Origin of the sequence: Pseudoalteromonas sp. RB2-MNA-CIBAN-0110 (assembly GCF_040309305.1) — a bacterium.
GTDB lineage: Bacteria > Pseudomonadota > Gammaproteobacteria > Enterobacterales > Alteromonadaceae > Pseudoalteromonas > Pseudoalteromonas arctica.
Window position 1 is genome coordinate 1 of record NZ_JBEOOQ010000021.1, and the last position, 14,655, is coordinate 14,655.

Below are 14,655 nucleotides of genomic sequence, written 5' to 3' on the forward strand. Positions count from 1 at the left end.
CAAGTGCACAAAAAAAGCCAGGAGCAAAAGCTACTGGCCTTCAATTAAAACCGTCAACGTATTTTAGGACGGGACATAAAATTTAGCGTTCGGCACTTATTTTAAAAGTTTTTACTTTTTTATGAACTTAATTAAAAAACGGACGTCTACTATTATGCTTGTTGATTAATTGCAGTTAATACAAGTTTTCATGTTGATTCCCCCATTTAGTTACTAATTTTAGTAATGATTGAGCCAGCCCATTTTGAGTTGGCTTTTTTTATGTCCAAAATTTAGTGTGCAGTACTTATTTTAAAAGTTTTTATTTTTTTATGAACTTAATTAAAAAAGTGGCGTCTATTATTATGCTTGTTGATTAATTGCAGTTAATACAAGTTTTCATGTTGATTCCCCCCATTTAGTTACTAATTTTAGTAATGATTGAGCCAGCCCATTTTGAGTTGGCTTTTTTTATGTCCAAAATTTAGCATTCAATTTTTATTTTAAAAGTTTTGATCTTTTTATGAACTTAATTCAAAGAGCGGCGTCTACTATTATGCTTGTTGATTAATTGCAGTTAATACAGGTTTTATGTTGATTTCCCCCTATTTGATTACTAATTTTAGTAATGATTAAGCCAGTTCATTTTGAACTGGCTTTTTTATGCCCATAATTTGATTTGTTTAAATCAACCCGAATAAAAATAAATGATCTTTCGTAAATTAATTTGAATTAATTATTTTGTTTTCCGGTCTACTCTAATGCCTGTTGTTATATAGCCTCACCCAGTAATATTAGTTATTTTGGTGATTATGTATTTAAGTTGCAGCTTACTCGGGCACATGTTGATTTTCCCTTTGATTACTTAATTTAGTAATACTTGACCAGCTTATTTTGAGCTGGTTTTTTTATGTCTGTAATTTCTTTGCTCCCCTACTTCTATTGCGTGTTATTGGTTATGATGGCATGTCTCTAAATTTTATAAGTTTATTTTATGCTCACTCAAGTACTCACTAATATTGATTGGCTAAGCGCCGGTGCTGGTGTTGCGTTAGGCGTTGTATTTTACGGCGTTGTATCAACACAGCTTCGCAAAAAGCTACATCTACAAATAAGCGAACAGCAGCAACAGCTTTCCCTATTACAAAATCAATTTGATAATAAAGAGCTGCAATATAGCGCCTTGCAAGAAGATCACGAACTGCTAGAACATACTCACCAAGAACAGCGCGATGAAGCCCAGCATTTTAAAACGCGTTTTAGCGAACAAGAAAAACAAAGCATTCAATACAATCACTTTTGGCGTAAAGCCGAAGGCGAGCTTGCAGCGCTTCGTGAGCAATATAATCAACGCGATGTTGAATATAATAATATGCGCACCACCCTCGAGCAAAAACAACAAAGCTTTACCGAGCAACTCGCGCAAATTGAGCAAAGTAAAAATATGCTCAAAAAAGAATTTGAAAACCTAGCCAATAAGATTCTAGAAGAAAAATCACAAAGCTTTAAAACCTTAAATCAAGAAAGCATTGAACAATTATTAAAACCGGTTCAAGGCGAGCTAAAAGGCTTTAGAGAAAAAATGGAATCAATACATGTTGAAGACATAAAACAACGAACCGCGCTTAAAACCGAGCTATTGCATTTGCAAGCTAAAAGCCAAGCTATAACAGATCAAGCCGACAAGCTCAGCAACGCGTTACAAGGGCAAAAGAAAACCCAAGGTAATTGGGGCGAACTCATGCTCGAAAACGTCTTAGATAGCGCTGGCTTACGTGCTGGCGTTGATTATAAGCGCGAAGTGTCGTTTAACACTGAAGATGGCCGCTTACGCCCTGATGTAGTTGTTTACTTACCACAAGGCCGCCACTTAGTCATTGATGCTAAAACATCATTAAATGCTTATACACGCTATGTGAACGCTGAAAATGAGCTAGATGCTAATCAAGCAATTAAAGAGCATGTAAACGCCGTTACAGCACGTATTAATGAGCTTGCGAGTAAATCGTACGACCGTTTACCAGGGCTTAATTCGCCTGAAGTTGTGGTTATGTTTGTACCAATAGAATCAGCTTTTGTAGAAGCACTTAAATATCAAAGTGATATTTACCAACAAGCAATCGAAAAAAATATACTGGTAGCTACACCTACTACCCTGCTTACTAGTTTAAATATTGTTAAACAGCTTTGGCGTTTTGAAGAGCAAACCAAATACTCAAAAGAGCTGGCAAATCGGGCTGAGCGTTTTTATAACAAGCTCAATGGTTTTTTATTAAGTATGGAAGGCGTGGGTAAGCAGCTTGATAAAGCGAAAGAAAGTTACGACAAAGCGTTCTCGCAATTATACCGCGGTAAAGGTAACTTAATTAAACAAGCATCAGAGTTTAAAGAGCTTGGTGTATCGGTACAAAAAGAGTTACCTAGTGAGAGCGTTGAACGTGCGCAGCTAGAGCTTGATTAGATTTATTAAGTGTTTTCAATTAAGTATGTTGAATAATGTACGTTAGAAACCAGAGGTGTTTATGAATAATAAGATTATAGGTATTGTTTTAATCGTTATAGGTATCGCTTTAATTATGTGGGGATATGACGTGTATGATGCGGCGGCTTCGCAGTTAAGCCGCGCATTTAGTGGTGATACACCAATAGAAGCATGGGCGGGTATTATTGGCGGTGCCATCTGTGTGTTAATTGGCATTAAAAAGCTTAAGTAACATAAATAAAATACAGCTTACTGGGGCTTGTTGACCTCTCAGGATAAAATTTGTTCAATCTAGGGGCTATTTAATCGCGGCGCGAGGTTTGTAATTTAGTGGGCTCGATAACTGCTCCTGCGTTATTCTAATGGCATACATCCATGTAATAATAAGTAAAAACCGAGCAAAGCTTCCGCGTCCTGCTCTCGCCCCTTACCTACATCCATGTAGGCAACAAAGAGTAAATTTCCCCTAGGCAGAACCCTTCGGGCAGCGCATGTTTGGCATTTATACTACGTTATCGTCTGTTTATGGGGAATAACCACACTACATAGACTCTGCCTTGCCTAAATACCAAACATACTGCTGCAAATTTAACCTCAAAAGATAAACAGGCCCTGAATAAGCTGTATTAGTTTATTTGTAATCAATTACTTCTAGTAATTCATTTAATTTACTTTCTGGTAGGCATTCGCCTTTATCCCAATAAGAGTTTAGTAACGCAGTTAAACTGCCAATACGCTGTGACTTTTTCTGCATTTGCTCAATCAAAATGTCAGCTTCTTTTTGTTTTTTTTCTAAACGCTCGATTATTATTGTGTGGTTTAGCTCGCCGTTTTCGTTACGTAATAAAGGTATTTCGTTGAGTGAAAAACCCAAGCTTTGTGAAAATTTAATTAATTGCAGTTTTTCTAAGTTTTGTTGGGTGTATAGCCTATAACCATTGGCACTGCGAGTGGTTGGTGCTAATAACCCTTTGCTTTCGTAAAAACGAATAGTGCTGGCAGGTATGTTGGTAAGTTTTGCAAGTTCGCCTATTTTCATAACTAATAATAACTCCACTTTACATAAACTTAGTAGGTTGACCTTCAAGCTAACTTTAAGGTTATAGTTGTTTTAATGTCAATTTAATTAGCCAATAATTATGCGCAACCCTGTGTTTACCCCCTTTACCTTGCCAAGTGGTTTAGTATTAAAAAATCGTATTGCCAAAGCCGCTATGGAAGAAAACCTAGCACAAGAGGACCAAACGCCCTCCCAAGCACTTAAAAACGTTTATAGCGCATGGGCTAAAGGCGGTACAGGGCTAATTATTACCGGCAATGTAATGGTTGATCATTTAGCGATGACAGGCCCTGGTGGCCTTGTGCTTGAGCAAAGTACCGATATTACTGCCTTTGCAGAGCTTGCTCGTTTATCAAAGCAAAATAATTGCAAAGTGGTGATGCAAATTAATCACCCTGGTAGGCAAGTATTTAAAAAAATGGGTGGAAAGGCTCTATCAGCGTCAAGTGTTGCACTTAATATGGGTAAGCACTCGCACTTATTTGGCGTACCAAAGGCAATGACGCAAACCGACATTGACGATGTTATTACCCGCTTTACACAAACTGCACTACAAGCCGAAAAAGCCGGTTTTAATGGCGTACAAATACATGCAGCGCATGGCTATTTACTTGCCCAGTTTTTATCGCCACTTACCAATAAGCGCAACGATAAATGGGGGGGAAGTTTACAAAATAGAGCCCGTTTACTTCTCGAAATAACCCGCAGTATTAAAGCGGTTTGCTCCCCCACCCTTTCGGTTTCAGTAAAGTTAAACTCTGCAGATTTTCAACGTGGTGGGTTCGAACCCAGTGACGCGCAAGTGGTAGTGGATTTATTGAATGAACTTAATGTTGATTTTGTGGAGCTATCGGGTGGTAGTTACGAAGCCCCTGCCATGCAAGGTAAAACAGGTGACGAACGCACACTTGCCCGCGAAGCATACTTTTTAGAGTTTGCAAAAGCGATTAGCCAGCGCTCATCAATCCCAATAATGACCACCGGCGGCATTAGTCGCTTATCTATTGCCAACAACGTGATTGAAAGTGGAGTGGCCCTCGTGGGTATTGCCACTGCGCTTGCATACCAACCAAATTTACCAAACAAATGGCAAAATGAGCCACTGCAACTAGCCGTATTACCCAGTGTTACTTGGCAAGATAAAACCCTTGCAGGGCTTGCCACTATGGCACTGGTAAAAAGGCAAATACGCCGTTTAGGCCAAGGTAAACCTGTAAAAACAAACGCTTCACCAATATTTACTTTAATTAGCGACCAGCTACGTTCGATTAAATTAATTAAGCGTTACCGCAATCGCTTTGCTAGAGAGATTAACTAAGCTTTGGTATTCACTCTTTTTATACATTTCGGTTTTGTTTACTAATTTTTACACTTGAATAAATGTAACCATTTTTATGTTGTGTAAATGAGTATTAAGGCGTGCACCAATTTGGAAGTTTGCTTTTTTATCAAGCTATTAAAGTGCACTATTTTGTGCATATTAAAGTACTGTACGAGTAAAGAAAATAATCATTCTAAAATGTTAATTAAAGTGCGCGTTCAGCGTTTGTTAATTTAACCATCTTATTGAAATTATTGATATTTATTGTTTTTCTCCCGCTTGAGTTTGGTTGGTATTTATACTAGTTTATAGCGTAGATATTTAACCTTACTCAAGGAGAATAGTTACATGGTATCTCGCAGAAATTTTATTAAAGCAGGCGCTGCTTTAAGTTTAGGCTCTATTTTTAGTGCTTCAGCTTTGGCTGAACAATTAAAAGTAAAAATGTCTAACGGCAGTGTTATGCAAACTAAAGGATCAATAGATAAAAGCGCTGCTCTGCCCACAAACGATGTTACTAACGCTAAGCATTACCGGCCTGAATCCAGAATGGGCTTAGGCGGTCTTGCCGCTGGGAATGGCTTTAATACTATATCAAGCGATGCAGAAATTTTAACAATGCTAAATGCAGCATGGGATTCTGGTATTCGTCATTTTGATACGTCACCTTTTTACGGCTTGAGTTTAAGTGAAAGGCGCTTCGGTGATTTACTTCGAAACAAAAAGCGTGAAGATTATGTTTTATCCTCAAAAGTAGGTCGCCTTCTTACCCCTTCAGCAGAGCCTCTAGAAAATAGTTGGCATTGGGCTGATCACTCACCTTTTCATTATAAATATGATTACTCTGCATCAGGTACGCGTCGTTCAATAGAAGACACGTTGCATCGTATTGGAGTAGCTTCACTCGATATTGTTTATATTCACGATTTATCACCGCAAAATAGTGATATGGGAGATGATTGGCTTAAGTATTTTGATCAGGCTGCAAAAGGGGCTATTCCTGAGTTAACTAAAATGCGTGATGAAGGAATAATTAAAGGCTGGGGTTTTGGAGTAAATACACCTCATGCTATTTATAAAGCGCTTGATATGTCAGACCCTGATATTTGCTTACTAGCGCTGCAATATTCAATTTTAGATCATAAGCAGGCACTTGATAAAACCTTTCCTATGCTTGATAAACGAGGTGTTTCAGCAGTCATTGGTGCTCCGCTTAATGGTGGTTTTTTAGCCGGTCGTAACCGCTTTAATTATTCACCTAAAATTCCTGGGCCTATGCAGCAAAAGTTTAATGCAATAAGCGACATTGCATCTAAACATGGGATTGATATTAAAACAGCTGCACTGCAATTCGCAGAGGCGCCTTCAACGGTATCCTCAATTATTCCTGGCGCACGCACGGCAGATCAAATTAAAGCTAATGTAGCCTCAATGAAAGTTACCATACCAAGCGAATTTTGGAGTGAATTGAAATCTAAACAGCTTATTGCAGAAAACGCCCCCATACCTGCATAACAAAATAGGTGTGCCATTTGCTTAGCACACCTAGTTATAGTCAGTGTGGTTGATTTTCAAGCAACGCTTAGTAGTAAGTACATTGATTGTTGGGCATTTATATAAGCGCAGCTTGCTGGCGTTTAAAAACGTAGTTTTTAAACTTAGTTATTAGGTAGTCAAAAGCATTATTACGTGCCTATTACATATTACGCGTATCGGTATCATGCTGCGCTTCACCCTGGCGGCGAGAGCGTCTGGAATAAATTAAAAGAGCTAAATGTATAACGCAAAAAGTTACTGTAAACCCCCATTACAGTTAGCCGGTAAATTGTACAAATAGTAAATTAGCACTACTTAGTCAATTGAGCAGTGCTAATTGGTTTAATTAAAAACCACATTTACCGTTATTTATTGCCATTGCGCTTTTGCCAAAACGATCTCAACACCCCACAACTTTGCTTTTATAAACTTAAAAATATCAAGCACATTGCAATTTATTAACCCATTTTTTGTAAGGTTGGTATTTATCGTACAACACATTAAAAATATACGTGTATATGAGTATAAAAACTAAAAAGCCAGCTTCTAATGCTGTAGCGGCTAGCCATGTAATATTTAAATACCAAGCAAGTATTGGCAGCGTTATAACCACCATACCCAGCTCAAAGCCACATGCATGCGTAATGCGGGTTACTAAACCTCGCTCGATTCGGTTATGCCCAACTATTTTATCAAACACTATGTTGTAAATGTAATTCCAAAGCATGGCGAAGACTGATAAACCAACACCTACTATTGCCATTTTTCCTGTTGCAAACCCACCAAAATAAACTGATGCAGGTACAACAAAAGATAATGCTATCATCTCAAATATTAGTGCCTGAAAAATACGTTCTGCTGTGTTCATATATAAATAACTTCTTAAGTTGATGACGATGGCTGTATTTTCATTCATTATAAAGATATGTGTTAGTTACTTAGTATCGGGAAAAGCGATATGTTTAGTATTGAACAGCTTCAAGCATTTGTGGCTACCGTTGAAGCTGGATCGTTTTCAGCTGCTGCGCGCGGTTTAAGTAAAGCGCAGTCGGTAATAAGCCAGCATATTATTAATTTAGAAATAGACTGTAATGCGACATTATTTGAGCGCACAGGGCGCTATCCACAATTAACCGAAGCCGGTAAACAGTTACTCCCCCAGGCTAAAGCCGTGCTTAATCAACACCAGCGATTAACAAACTCTGCATTAGCACTAAATGAAAAAACACCAACCGAAATCACTATCGCACTTGACGAAGGGATCCCGTTTAAAACTATCGCGAGTATTATTAGCAAGCTGCAAAGTAAGTATCCTTACGTATCGCTTGAGTTTTTAAGTGCATCCAGCCATGACATAATTGACATGCTAAACAGCGAAAAGCCTATAACGGGTATTATTTTTAGTGAATTAAATATACCGAGCTACTTAGACTATGAATGTATTGGATCGGTAAAATTTGATTTATATGTTGCTAAATCGCACCCTTTAGCGGGGATCAGATGTGAAAATATGGATGGCCTTCGGCTACATCGACAACTTCTTCTTCGTTCTCGCAATACGCAAACAAGTAGCTTTCAGCTAAAAATTAGCCCAGAGATTTGGTATGCCGATAATTACTTTGTATTACTCGAGCTAGCAATACAAGGTAACGGGTGGTGCTTATTACCAAACCATGTAGCTGTAGATGCAGTACAAAGTGGTGAGCTGGTTAAACTTCCTCTTGAGTTTGAAGAAATGGGTTGGTTGGCTAATGTTGATGTATTACAGCATCAGCAACACAGTAATCAAGAGGTGTTTAAAGTACTAAGAAATTTACTACGGAATTTTTTAAAAATTTAGCTTTTATATAATGCCTGTTAGGCGGTTTACTTTTTATTACGCTAAATCCCAGTAAGGTGTATCGCCATAATATCCACTAGTAAAATCAACAAATGCACGTACTTTACTGGGTAAAAACTGTCTGTTAGCGTACACCATATACAGTCCCATTGGGTCGGGTTCGTAGTCATTTAAAATGCGCACTACTTTACCTTGAGCCAGCGCTTCGCCAGCAATAAATGTGGGCTGCATAGCAATACCACCTCCAGCAATGGCTGTATTTAGTAGTAAGTCACCATTGTTAGCCACAAAGTTACTTTCAAGCTTTAGCTCGCTTTTTAACTCATTAACCCCAAATAATCGCTTTGTGGGCTCACTGTGGGAATAGCGTAAATAATTATGTGATTGTAAATCTAGCAGTGTTTGTGGCGTGCCATGGCGTTTTAAATAGTCGGGTGACGCAAATACAGCTAAACGTATAGGGGCAATTTTTTTAGCTATGAGCGTTGAGTTTTTTAATACGCCAATGCGCAGAGCAATATCAATACCCTGCTCTACTATATCTACATATTGGTCTGTGAGCCGTAAATCTAACTTTAAATTTGGATACTGCTTTTGAAAATCAACCAACAAACCTGCTAAATGCTTAGTACCAAACGACATAGGCGCACTAATACTAAGCACACCCGATACATTTTCGCTTAAGTTGTTTAGTGAGTTTTCCATGTCTTCAATATCAATAACCACCTGCTGACAACGCTGATAATACTGATTTCCAGCCTCTGTAACACTTACTTTTCGCGTTGTACGATGTAATAAACGCGTGCGTAGATTATCTTCCAATGCAGAAATATATTTGCTGACTAACTGCGGCGAAATATCGAGTTTATCGGCCGCTTTTGAAAACGATCCTTCTTGCACAACGGCTAAAAAGGTCTTCATGGTGGTGAGCTTATCCATTTTTTAACAATGCTTTGTTGATAATGTATAAATAAGTATCATATTTATCGTCAAAATAGAAACTTATATAGTGTTTATAACGCATCTACTTGTTTAAGGTTTTAGTATGACTCAGCCTGCTTTATTTATATCTCACGGCTCGCCAATGATGGCTGTTCAGCAATCGGCTACGTCAGATTTTCTTGCATCATTAGGTCAAACGCTTAGTAAGCCTCGTGCTATTGTGGTGTTTTCTGCCCACTTTGATGAAGCGCACGATATAGTTATTACATCCGGAGATGCGCCGCATACTATTCACGACTTTTATAACTTCCCCAAGCCCCTGTATGAAATTCAATACCCAGCACCGGGGGACCCTAAGCTTGCTAATACTATTAGTGAGTACTTTTACAAAGCGGGTATTAAAACGGTGAAAAGTGCAGATCAAGGGTGGGATCATGGTGTGTGGATCCCGCTGCGCTTAATGTACCCAACAGCTAATATTCCCATTGTTCAGGTGTCTATTAACACGCGTTTAGGCGCTCAGGCGATGTATAAATACGGACAGTTACTTGCACCACTGCGCAGCGATAACGTATTAATTATTGGCTCCGGCGGTATTAGTCACAATCTACGTGAAATATTTAAAAGCCCTGCTACACCTAATCGTGTTCAAATGGTTAATGAGTTTACTCATTGGGTTGAGCAAAAATTAATAGCGCAAAACACCCAAGCGTTACTTAACTATTTAAATGAAGCATCCTATGCTTTATTTAATCACCCTACCCAGGAGCACTTTTTACCTCTTTTTGCAGCGCTTGGAAGTAGTGACGGTAAAGCCAAAAAAATACATGAAGGTATAGAAATGGATATTTTAGCACTCGATGCTTATAAGTTTTATTAATTTGAGCGTTCGTTCAAATTAAGTTAAGCTGTAAGCAAGTACTCTAAAACCAACTTAATTTATTTTATTGCGGAGCAAACATGGCAACTACACTTGCATTTGACGTATACGGTACGCTAATAAACACTCACGGCGTACTGTCCTTACTCGACGACATGATTGGCGATAACGCCCAAGCATTTTCAAATACATGGCGCGAAAAGCAATTAGAGTATTCATTTAGACGTGGATTAATGCAAAATTATATTCCTTTCTCGCTATGTACAAAACACGCACTCGATTACGCCTGCTTAGCGCACAAAACCGAGCTAAGTGAAGATCAAAAGGGGCAACTGCTAGAGCTTTATAAAACGCTTCCTGCGTTCGATGATGTAAAAGCAGGCCTTGAGCAATTAAAAGCGAAGGATTACCGTTTGTTTGCATTTTCAAACGGAGCTGCCGACGCAGTTCATACCTTATTAGAAACCGCTGGCATTAGTGAGCTTTTTGAAGGGGTAGTAAGTGCCGACGACGTTAAAACCTTTAAACCAAACCCAGGGGTTTATAGCCACTTTTTACGCGAAACTAATTCAACAGGCGCAAACACGTGGCTTGTATCAAGTAACCCGTTTGATGTAACCGGTGCCATATCGCACGGCATGCGCGCGGCGTGGATTCAACGATCTAAAGAATCTATTTTCGATCCGTGGGAAATACAGCCAAATACGATTGCAACCGACTTACTCGATTTAAAAGCAAAATTAGAAAGCGTTAACTAATTTTCTGTTCCCCCTTTTGCCTATGGTATTAAGTGCCGTGGGTGTAAAGGGGGTTTACGTTTTAACTATTTACTCCCGCCTTTATTAGCTCAATCACTGTATTCATACGTTTTGCCAACGGCCTATTTCGGTGATGGCACACATAAATAGATTCACTAACCGGACATTCTAAATGATGCGTTTTAATAAGCGCGGGCTTATTGAATGCGCCAACAGCATGAGCAGGTAATACCGTAAAGCCCAACCCTAAACTTACTGGTTCTAGTATTAAACTAATTTGGTTAGAAAATCCCGTACGTCTTATTTGGTCAATATGCTCAAACTCACTGTAGTTTTCGCTTAGTAGTAGCTGCGCATGATGGCTTGCATCAGGATGAGCAATAAACCCTAGCTCACACAGGGTTTGCCAATTAGGCATGTTTATACCTGCAGGCGTTACAAGTAGTAGTGGCTCTTGGCTTATTTTATGGCTGGTTAGTTCGCTAAATGTTGGAGCTTGAGTTAAAAACCCGATGTCGGCACTATGGTTTGCTACAGCTTGTTCAACACTTACATTGGGCGCAAAGCGGTAATCAATAATCAGCTCTTTATGCTCAGATTGCAGTGCTAATAATTGATTATAAAACTTTAAACCACAACTGCCCGGAGATTGAATCTTTACCGCTCCGCTGTACGACGAATCATCTTTTAATTGTTGTTCTAAAAACTGCCAATCTTTAAGAAGTAGGCTGCCCTGCTGATATAAGTTTTGACCCTGAGGGGTGAGCGAAAACTGCTTACCATGGCGCTCAAGCAAAGCGCAGTTAACTTGTTGCTCTAGCTTTTTAATGTGCTGACTTACACCAGATTGGGTCATATAAAGGCGCTCAGCGGTTTGGGTAAAATGATTTACCTCAACCAAAGTACAAAACGTATTTAACCATGTTGGATTTATCATTACAAAACGTACTCAAAATGATGATTAATGATAATTTTACTTAATGTTGGTCGATTCGTAAACTAACTCCATCAACTAGTCACAAGATAAGTCACAAGTTAAAGAGGAAGCATTATGAGTCATACATATCCACGTAGTTTTTCGCACATTGGTATTTCGGTTCCCGACGTTGAAAAAGCAGTCGAGTTTTACACTAAGGTTATGGGTTGGTACACCATAATGGAACCGACTTTAATTACCGAAGACAAAAGCCCAATTGGCGAAATGTGCACAGAAGTATTTGGCGAAAAGTGGGAAAAATTCAAAATAGCGCACCTATCTACAGGGGATCGTATTGGTGTCGAAATTTTCGAATTTAAAAACCAAGAAAACCCAAAAGACAATTTTGAATACTGGAAAACAGGCATCTTTCATTTTTGTGTTCAAGACCCTGATGTAGAAGGTTTAGCTGAACGTATTGTAGAAGCTGGCGGTAAAAAACGTATGCAAGCCCCTCGTTATTACTACCCGGGTGAAAAGCCGTACCGCATGATCTACATGGAAGACCCGTTTGGTAACATCCTTGAGATTTACAGCCACAGCTACGAGCTTATTTACAGCGCAGGCGCTTACTAAATAGCACTTAGCTAAAAACAAAGACCGCAGTATTTATTACTGCGGCCTTTTTGTTTCAGTTATAGAGTTTTTAAATACACTTCACCGTCTTCTTATTCTCTATAACTTGTTTTTGCTTAGCTTGTGCAGCATATTTTGCCCTGAGTTGAAAATATTATCAACCTCCAGAAAAGCACTACCAATCGAACTGTGTCCTAGTGAATTTATGAACGACATAATGTATTTGTCAGGAACTTTTGCTCTTATCCACAAACAGGCTACATGTCAGTACCGCTGAGATTAAAAAACAAAACATTACGCTTAATGTAAATAATATAAAGTTTTCATTTTTTGATATAGCTGCTCCTTTAAGGAGTATTTCACCGCTATTAAGTGCATCTACTCCTACATAGATCATCAACGGAATTACAAAAAATGCATTGCTGAGCTTAATAAGTAAGTCCTTTGATGAAAGACTTACTAATTGAGAAGCATTATGCTCTTCCTCGTCTCTATTTAATAGTTCGGCTTTTAATAGCTCAAAGCGTTCAGGGTACAAAGCCCTATCAATAGACGTGATAGCTTCTTGCAATTCAGTAATAGAATATTCTGAATAATTTGGTTCCATCTATTAAACCTTCTCCAGTGCCTAACGCTTACATAAGCGGAAAAATATAGTTGACCAAAATGGTTTTAGGAACAAAAAACAGCCAACTATAATTTTTCATTTGATATTTACGTTAGGTTTTTTAGTTAACTGTATATAAAACAAGTGTATATAGCTAATGGGCCAAAGTAAGAATATGGAAGCTACTAGTTTAAAGTGTCCATTTTTATATGAATGTGCTTGTGCTGAAAACCAACTTAATAAAGCTCCAATTACACATAAAATCTTAAGAATGTTACCAAACCAGTGTTCATTAAGGAAACTCATAAAACTGGTGTTTTGACTTGCAAATATAAATAACAAAAGAGCTGAGGTACCAAATAAGAGACAGCTTCTTGATTCTGAAAATTTTAGTAAGAATAGGCTAAAACCATCTTCCATGTTTTCACTAAAAAGTGGATGCTTCATAGAACTCCATTTAACATCTAACAATTTTATAGGCCGCGAATCGAGCATACTTCTACCGATGTCACGCTCATGTTTCTACTTTATACAGTTTTAACAAATTACCTAAGGCGTTGCTATCAAAAGCTATTTAATATTTACAAGCAAAGTTAAGGCATATAAATGCGCGTTTCGCTCATTTCCTTGATTATGTAAGTAAGCAGCAGTTTGGCTGGCTTAATAGGTATTACAAGTATATGATATTGATAATTATTTGCATTAAAGTGTTTTAAAGGTGTGTATGAAAAAGTCTATGTTAACTCTGGCGTTAGTTACGGGTTTGAGTGGTTGTAGTACAACAGCTACGGAGCCTGATAAAAGCTCATCGCTTTATTACTCAGCACTTTATAATGCACAGGCAAAGCCTGTTAGCTCTGTATTATTAGAGCCTAAGTTATTAAATGCCGATGTGGTTTTAGTGGGTGAATTGCATACACATCCGGGCGTGCATTTATTTCAGACTGAGTTATTTGAGCAATTAAGCAAAAGTAATAAACGCACTGCCCTTTCGCTTGAGCAATTTAGCCGCGCGGATCAGCATACTTTAAACCAGTACGTTAAGAGTGAAATTGGTGAGCAATACTTAATTGATAAGACCCAAGCGTGGCCAAATTACAAAAGTGATTACCGTGCGCTGGTAGAGCTGGCAAAAACGAACAATAGCGATGTAATAGCTGCAAATGCCCCTAAAAATATAGTCACCTGTATTGGCAGGCAAGGCATAAGTTACCTAAGTAAACTTGATGAAACACAGCAGAGCTATATTGCAGCCGCTATTGATACGTCTCCCAGTGATTACAAGCAACGTTTTATGACCTCAATGCACCACGGCTCGCCGAGTCAAAACGAGAATTATTATGCTGCGCAAGTTACATGGGATGAAACCATGGGGGAGTCTATCGTTAACTATTTAAATAATCATAAAGATGCGCAAGTAATGCATATAGCGGGCGATTTTCATGTGAAAAATGGCGAAGGAATAGCGGGTGTTATTAAGCGTTTAGCGCCAGAGTTAAATGTTGTGTGGATATCGCCGGTAACAAGTGTGCAAGCTAATCAAAATGGGTATCAGTTGCAGGTTAACCCTTTGCCACCTCGTTATGTGCAAACACAGCATCAACAAGCGGCTTTTAAAGCGTTAGCCAAACGCGGCGAGCAAACAGTTTGCTTATAAAATGACGACATAGTTGGTGAATTTCTTAACCAGAGCTCAGG

General features: G+C 38.6%; 14 protein-coding genes. 9 read left to right on the forward strand and 5 right to left on the reverse strand.

The window, feature by feature from the left end; all coding sequences use genetic code 11:
- Positions 1-973 precede the first annotated feature (973 nt).
- Both AAEY68_RS11505 and AAEY68_RS11510 read left to right on the forward strand, forming a co-directional pair.
- A complete protein-coding gene (locus AAEY68_RS11505; RefSeq protein ID WP_007583680.1) occupies positions 974-2,440 on the forward strand; it encodes a DNA recombination protein RmuC in 1,467 nt (488 codons plus the stop codon).
- A 61-nt stretch (positions 2,441-2,501) separates the two neighbouring features.
- On the forward strand, positions 2,502-2,693 hold the full coding sequence (locus AAEY68_RS11510) for a DUF3185 family protein (protein ID WP_007583678.1): 192 nt from the start codon (positions 2,502-2,504) through the stop codon (positions 2,691-2,693).
- A 399-nt stretch (positions 2,694-3,092) separates the two neighbouring features.
- On the opposite strand, the gene AAEY68_RS11515 is transcribed toward AAEY68_RS11510, so the two are convergent.
- Positions 3,093-3,500: a MerR family transcriptional regulator gene (locus AAEY68_RS11515; protein ID WP_024592727.1), complete on the reverse strand. Its 408-nt coding sequence runs from the start codon at positions 3,498-3,500 to the stop codon at positions 3,093-3,095.
- Positions 3,501-3,600: 100 nt separating this feature from the next.
- Here AAEY68_RS11515 and AAEY68_RS11520 point away from each other — a divergent pair, with 100 nt between their 5' ends.
- The gene (locus AAEY68_RS11520) at positions 3,601-4,839 is read left to right on the forward strand and encodes an NADH:flavin oxidoreductase/NADH oxidase family protein (protein WP_024592726.1); all 1,239 of its coding nucleotides are present in this window, start codon (positions 3,601-3,603) and stop codon (positions 4,837-4,839) included.
- Between the two features lie 351 nt (positions 4,840-5,190).
- Entirely contained in the window at positions 5,191-6,357 is a 1,167-nt protein-coding gene (locus tag AAEY68_RS11525; RefSeq protein WP_024591585.1) for an aldo/keto reductase, read from the forward strand.
- 460 nt (positions 6,358-6,817) lie between these two features.
- On the opposite strand, the gene AAEY68_RS11530 is transcribed toward AAEY68_RS11525, so the two are convergent.
- On the reverse strand, positions 6,818-7,246 hold the full coding sequence (locus tag AAEY68_RS11530; protein ID WP_350585953.1) for a PACE efflux transporter: 429 nt from the start codon (positions 7,244-7,246) through the stop codon (positions 6,818-6,820).
- 90 nt (positions 7,247-7,336) lie between these two features.
- Between AAEY68_RS11530 and AAEY68_RS11535 the strand changes: the two genes are divergently transcribed.
- A complete protein-coding gene (locus AAEY68_RS11535) occupies positions 7,337-8,218 on the forward strand; it encodes a LysR family transcriptional regulator (RefSeq protein ID WP_007583664.1) in 882 nt (293 codons plus the stop codon).
- A 36-nt stretch (positions 8,219-8,254) separates the two neighbouring features.
- On the opposite strand, the gene AAEY68_RS11540 is transcribed toward AAEY68_RS11535, so the two are convergent.
- Positions 8,255-9,157, reverse strand: a complete 903-nt coding sequence (locus AAEY68_RS11540; protein ID WP_024592724.1) for a LysR family transcriptional regulator — start codon at positions 9,155-9,157, stop codon at positions 8,255-8,257.
- 106 nt (positions 9,158-9,263) lie between these two features.
- On the opposite strand from AAEY68_RS11540, the gene AAEY68_RS11545 reads away from it, so the two are divergent.
- Both AAEY68_RS11545 and AAEY68_RS11550 read left to right on the forward strand, forming a co-directional pair.
- Entirely contained in the window at positions 9,264-10,040 is a 777-nt protein-coding gene (locus tag AAEY68_RS11545) for a DODA-type extradiol aromatic ring-opening family dioxygenase (RefSeq protein ID WP_024592723.1), read from the forward strand.
- 80 nt (positions 10,041-10,120) lie between these two features.
- Positions 10,121-10,798, forward strand: coding sequence for a haloacid dehalogenase type II (locus tag AAEY68_RS11550; protein ID WP_002959247.1), 678 nt, complete (start codon positions 10,121-10,123; stop codon positions 10,796-10,798).
- Positions 10,799-10,859: 61 nt separating this feature from the next.
- Here AAEY68_RS11550 and AAEY68_RS11555 read toward each other — a convergent pair whose 3' ends face one another.
- Complete coding sequence (locus tag AAEY68_RS11555) at positions 10,860-11,735, reverse strand: LysR family transcriptional regulator (RefSeq protein ID WP_222713190.1); 876 nt, start codon at positions 11,733-11,735, stop codon at positions 10,860-10,862.
- Between the two features lie 114 nt (positions 11,736-11,849).
- Here AAEY68_RS11555 and AAEY68_RS11560 point away from each other — a divergent pair, with 114 nt between their 5' ends.
- Complete coding sequence (locus AAEY68_RS11560) at positions 11,850-12,350, forward strand: lactoylglutathione lyase family protein (protein WP_007583656.1); 501 nt, start codon at positions 11,850-11,852, stop codon at positions 12,348-12,350.
- Positions 12,351-12,576: 226 nt separating this feature from the next.
- Here the strand turns inward: AAEY68_RS11560 and AAEY68_RS11565 are convergent, their stop codons facing one another.
- On the reverse strand, positions 12,577-12,957 hold the full coding sequence (locus tag AAEY68_RS11565; RefSeq protein WP_010552898.1) for a hypothetical protein: 381 nt from the start codon (positions 12,955-12,957) through the stop codon (positions 12,577-12,579).
- A 724-nt stretch (positions 12,958-13,681) separates the two neighbouring features.
- Between AAEY68_RS11565 and AAEY68_RS11570 the strand changes: the two genes are divergently transcribed.
- Entirely contained in the window at positions 13,682-14,614 is a 933-nt protein-coding gene (locus AAEY68_RS11570) for a ChaN family lipoprotein (protein ID WP_350585954.1), read from the forward strand.
- The last annotated feature ends 41 nt before the right edge of the window (positions 14,615-14,655 follow it).

Coding starts and splice junctions, on each gene's coding strand:
- AAEY68_RS11505 (WP_007583680.1), top strand. CDS start 974: ATGCTCACTCAAGTACTCACTAATATTGATTGGCTAAGCGCCGGTGCT.
- AAEY68_RS11510 (WP_007583678.1), top strand. CDS start 2,502: ATGAATAATAAGATTATAGGTATTGTTTTAATCGTTATAGGTATCGCT.
- AAEY68_RS11515 (WP_024592727.1), bottom strand. CDS start 3,500: ATGAAAATAGGCGAACTTGCAAAACTTACCAACATACCTGCCAGCACT.
- AAEY68_RS11520 (WP_024592726.1), top strand. CDS start 3,601: ATGCGCAACCCTGTGTTTACCCCCTTTACCTTGCCAAGTGGTTTAGTA.
- AAEY68_RS11525 (WP_024591585.1), top strand. CDS start 5,191: ATGGTATCTCGCAGAAATTTTATTAAAGCAGGCGCTGCTTTAAGTTTA.
- AAEY68_RS11530 (WP_350585953.1), bottom strand. CDS start 7,246: ATGAACACAGCAGAACGTATTTTTCAGGCACTAATATTTGAGATGATA.
- AAEY68_RS11535 (WP_007583664.1), top strand. CDS start 7,337: ATGTTTAGTATTGAACAGCTTCAAGCATTTGTGGCTACCGTTGAAGCT.
- AAEY68_RS11540 (WP_024592724.1), bottom strand. CDS start 9,157: ATGGATAAGCTCACCACCATGAAGACCTTTTTAGCCGTTGTGCAAGAA.
- AAEY68_RS11545 (WP_024592723.1), top strand. CDS start 9,264: ATGACTCAGCCTGCTTTATTTATATCTCACGGCTCGCCAATGATGGCT.
- AAEY68_RS11550 (WP_002959247.1), top strand. CDS start 10,121: ATGGCAACTACACTTGCATTTGACGTATACGGTACGCTAATAAACACT.
- AAEY68_RS11555 (WP_222713190.1), bottom strand. CDS start 11,735: ATGATAAATCCAACATGGTTAAATACGTTTTGTACTTTGGTTGAGGTA.
- AAEY68_RS11560 (WP_007583656.1), top strand. CDS start 11,850: ATGAGTCATACATATCCACGTAGTTTTTCGCACATTGGTATTTCGGTT.
- AAEY68_RS11565 (WP_010552898.1), bottom strand. CDS start 12,957: ATGGAACCAAATTATTCAGAATATTCTATTACTGAATTGCAAGAAGCT.
- AAEY68_RS11570 (WP_350585954.1), top strand. CDS start 13,682: ATGAAAAAGTCTATGTTAACTCTGGCGTTAGTTACGGGTTTGAGTGGT.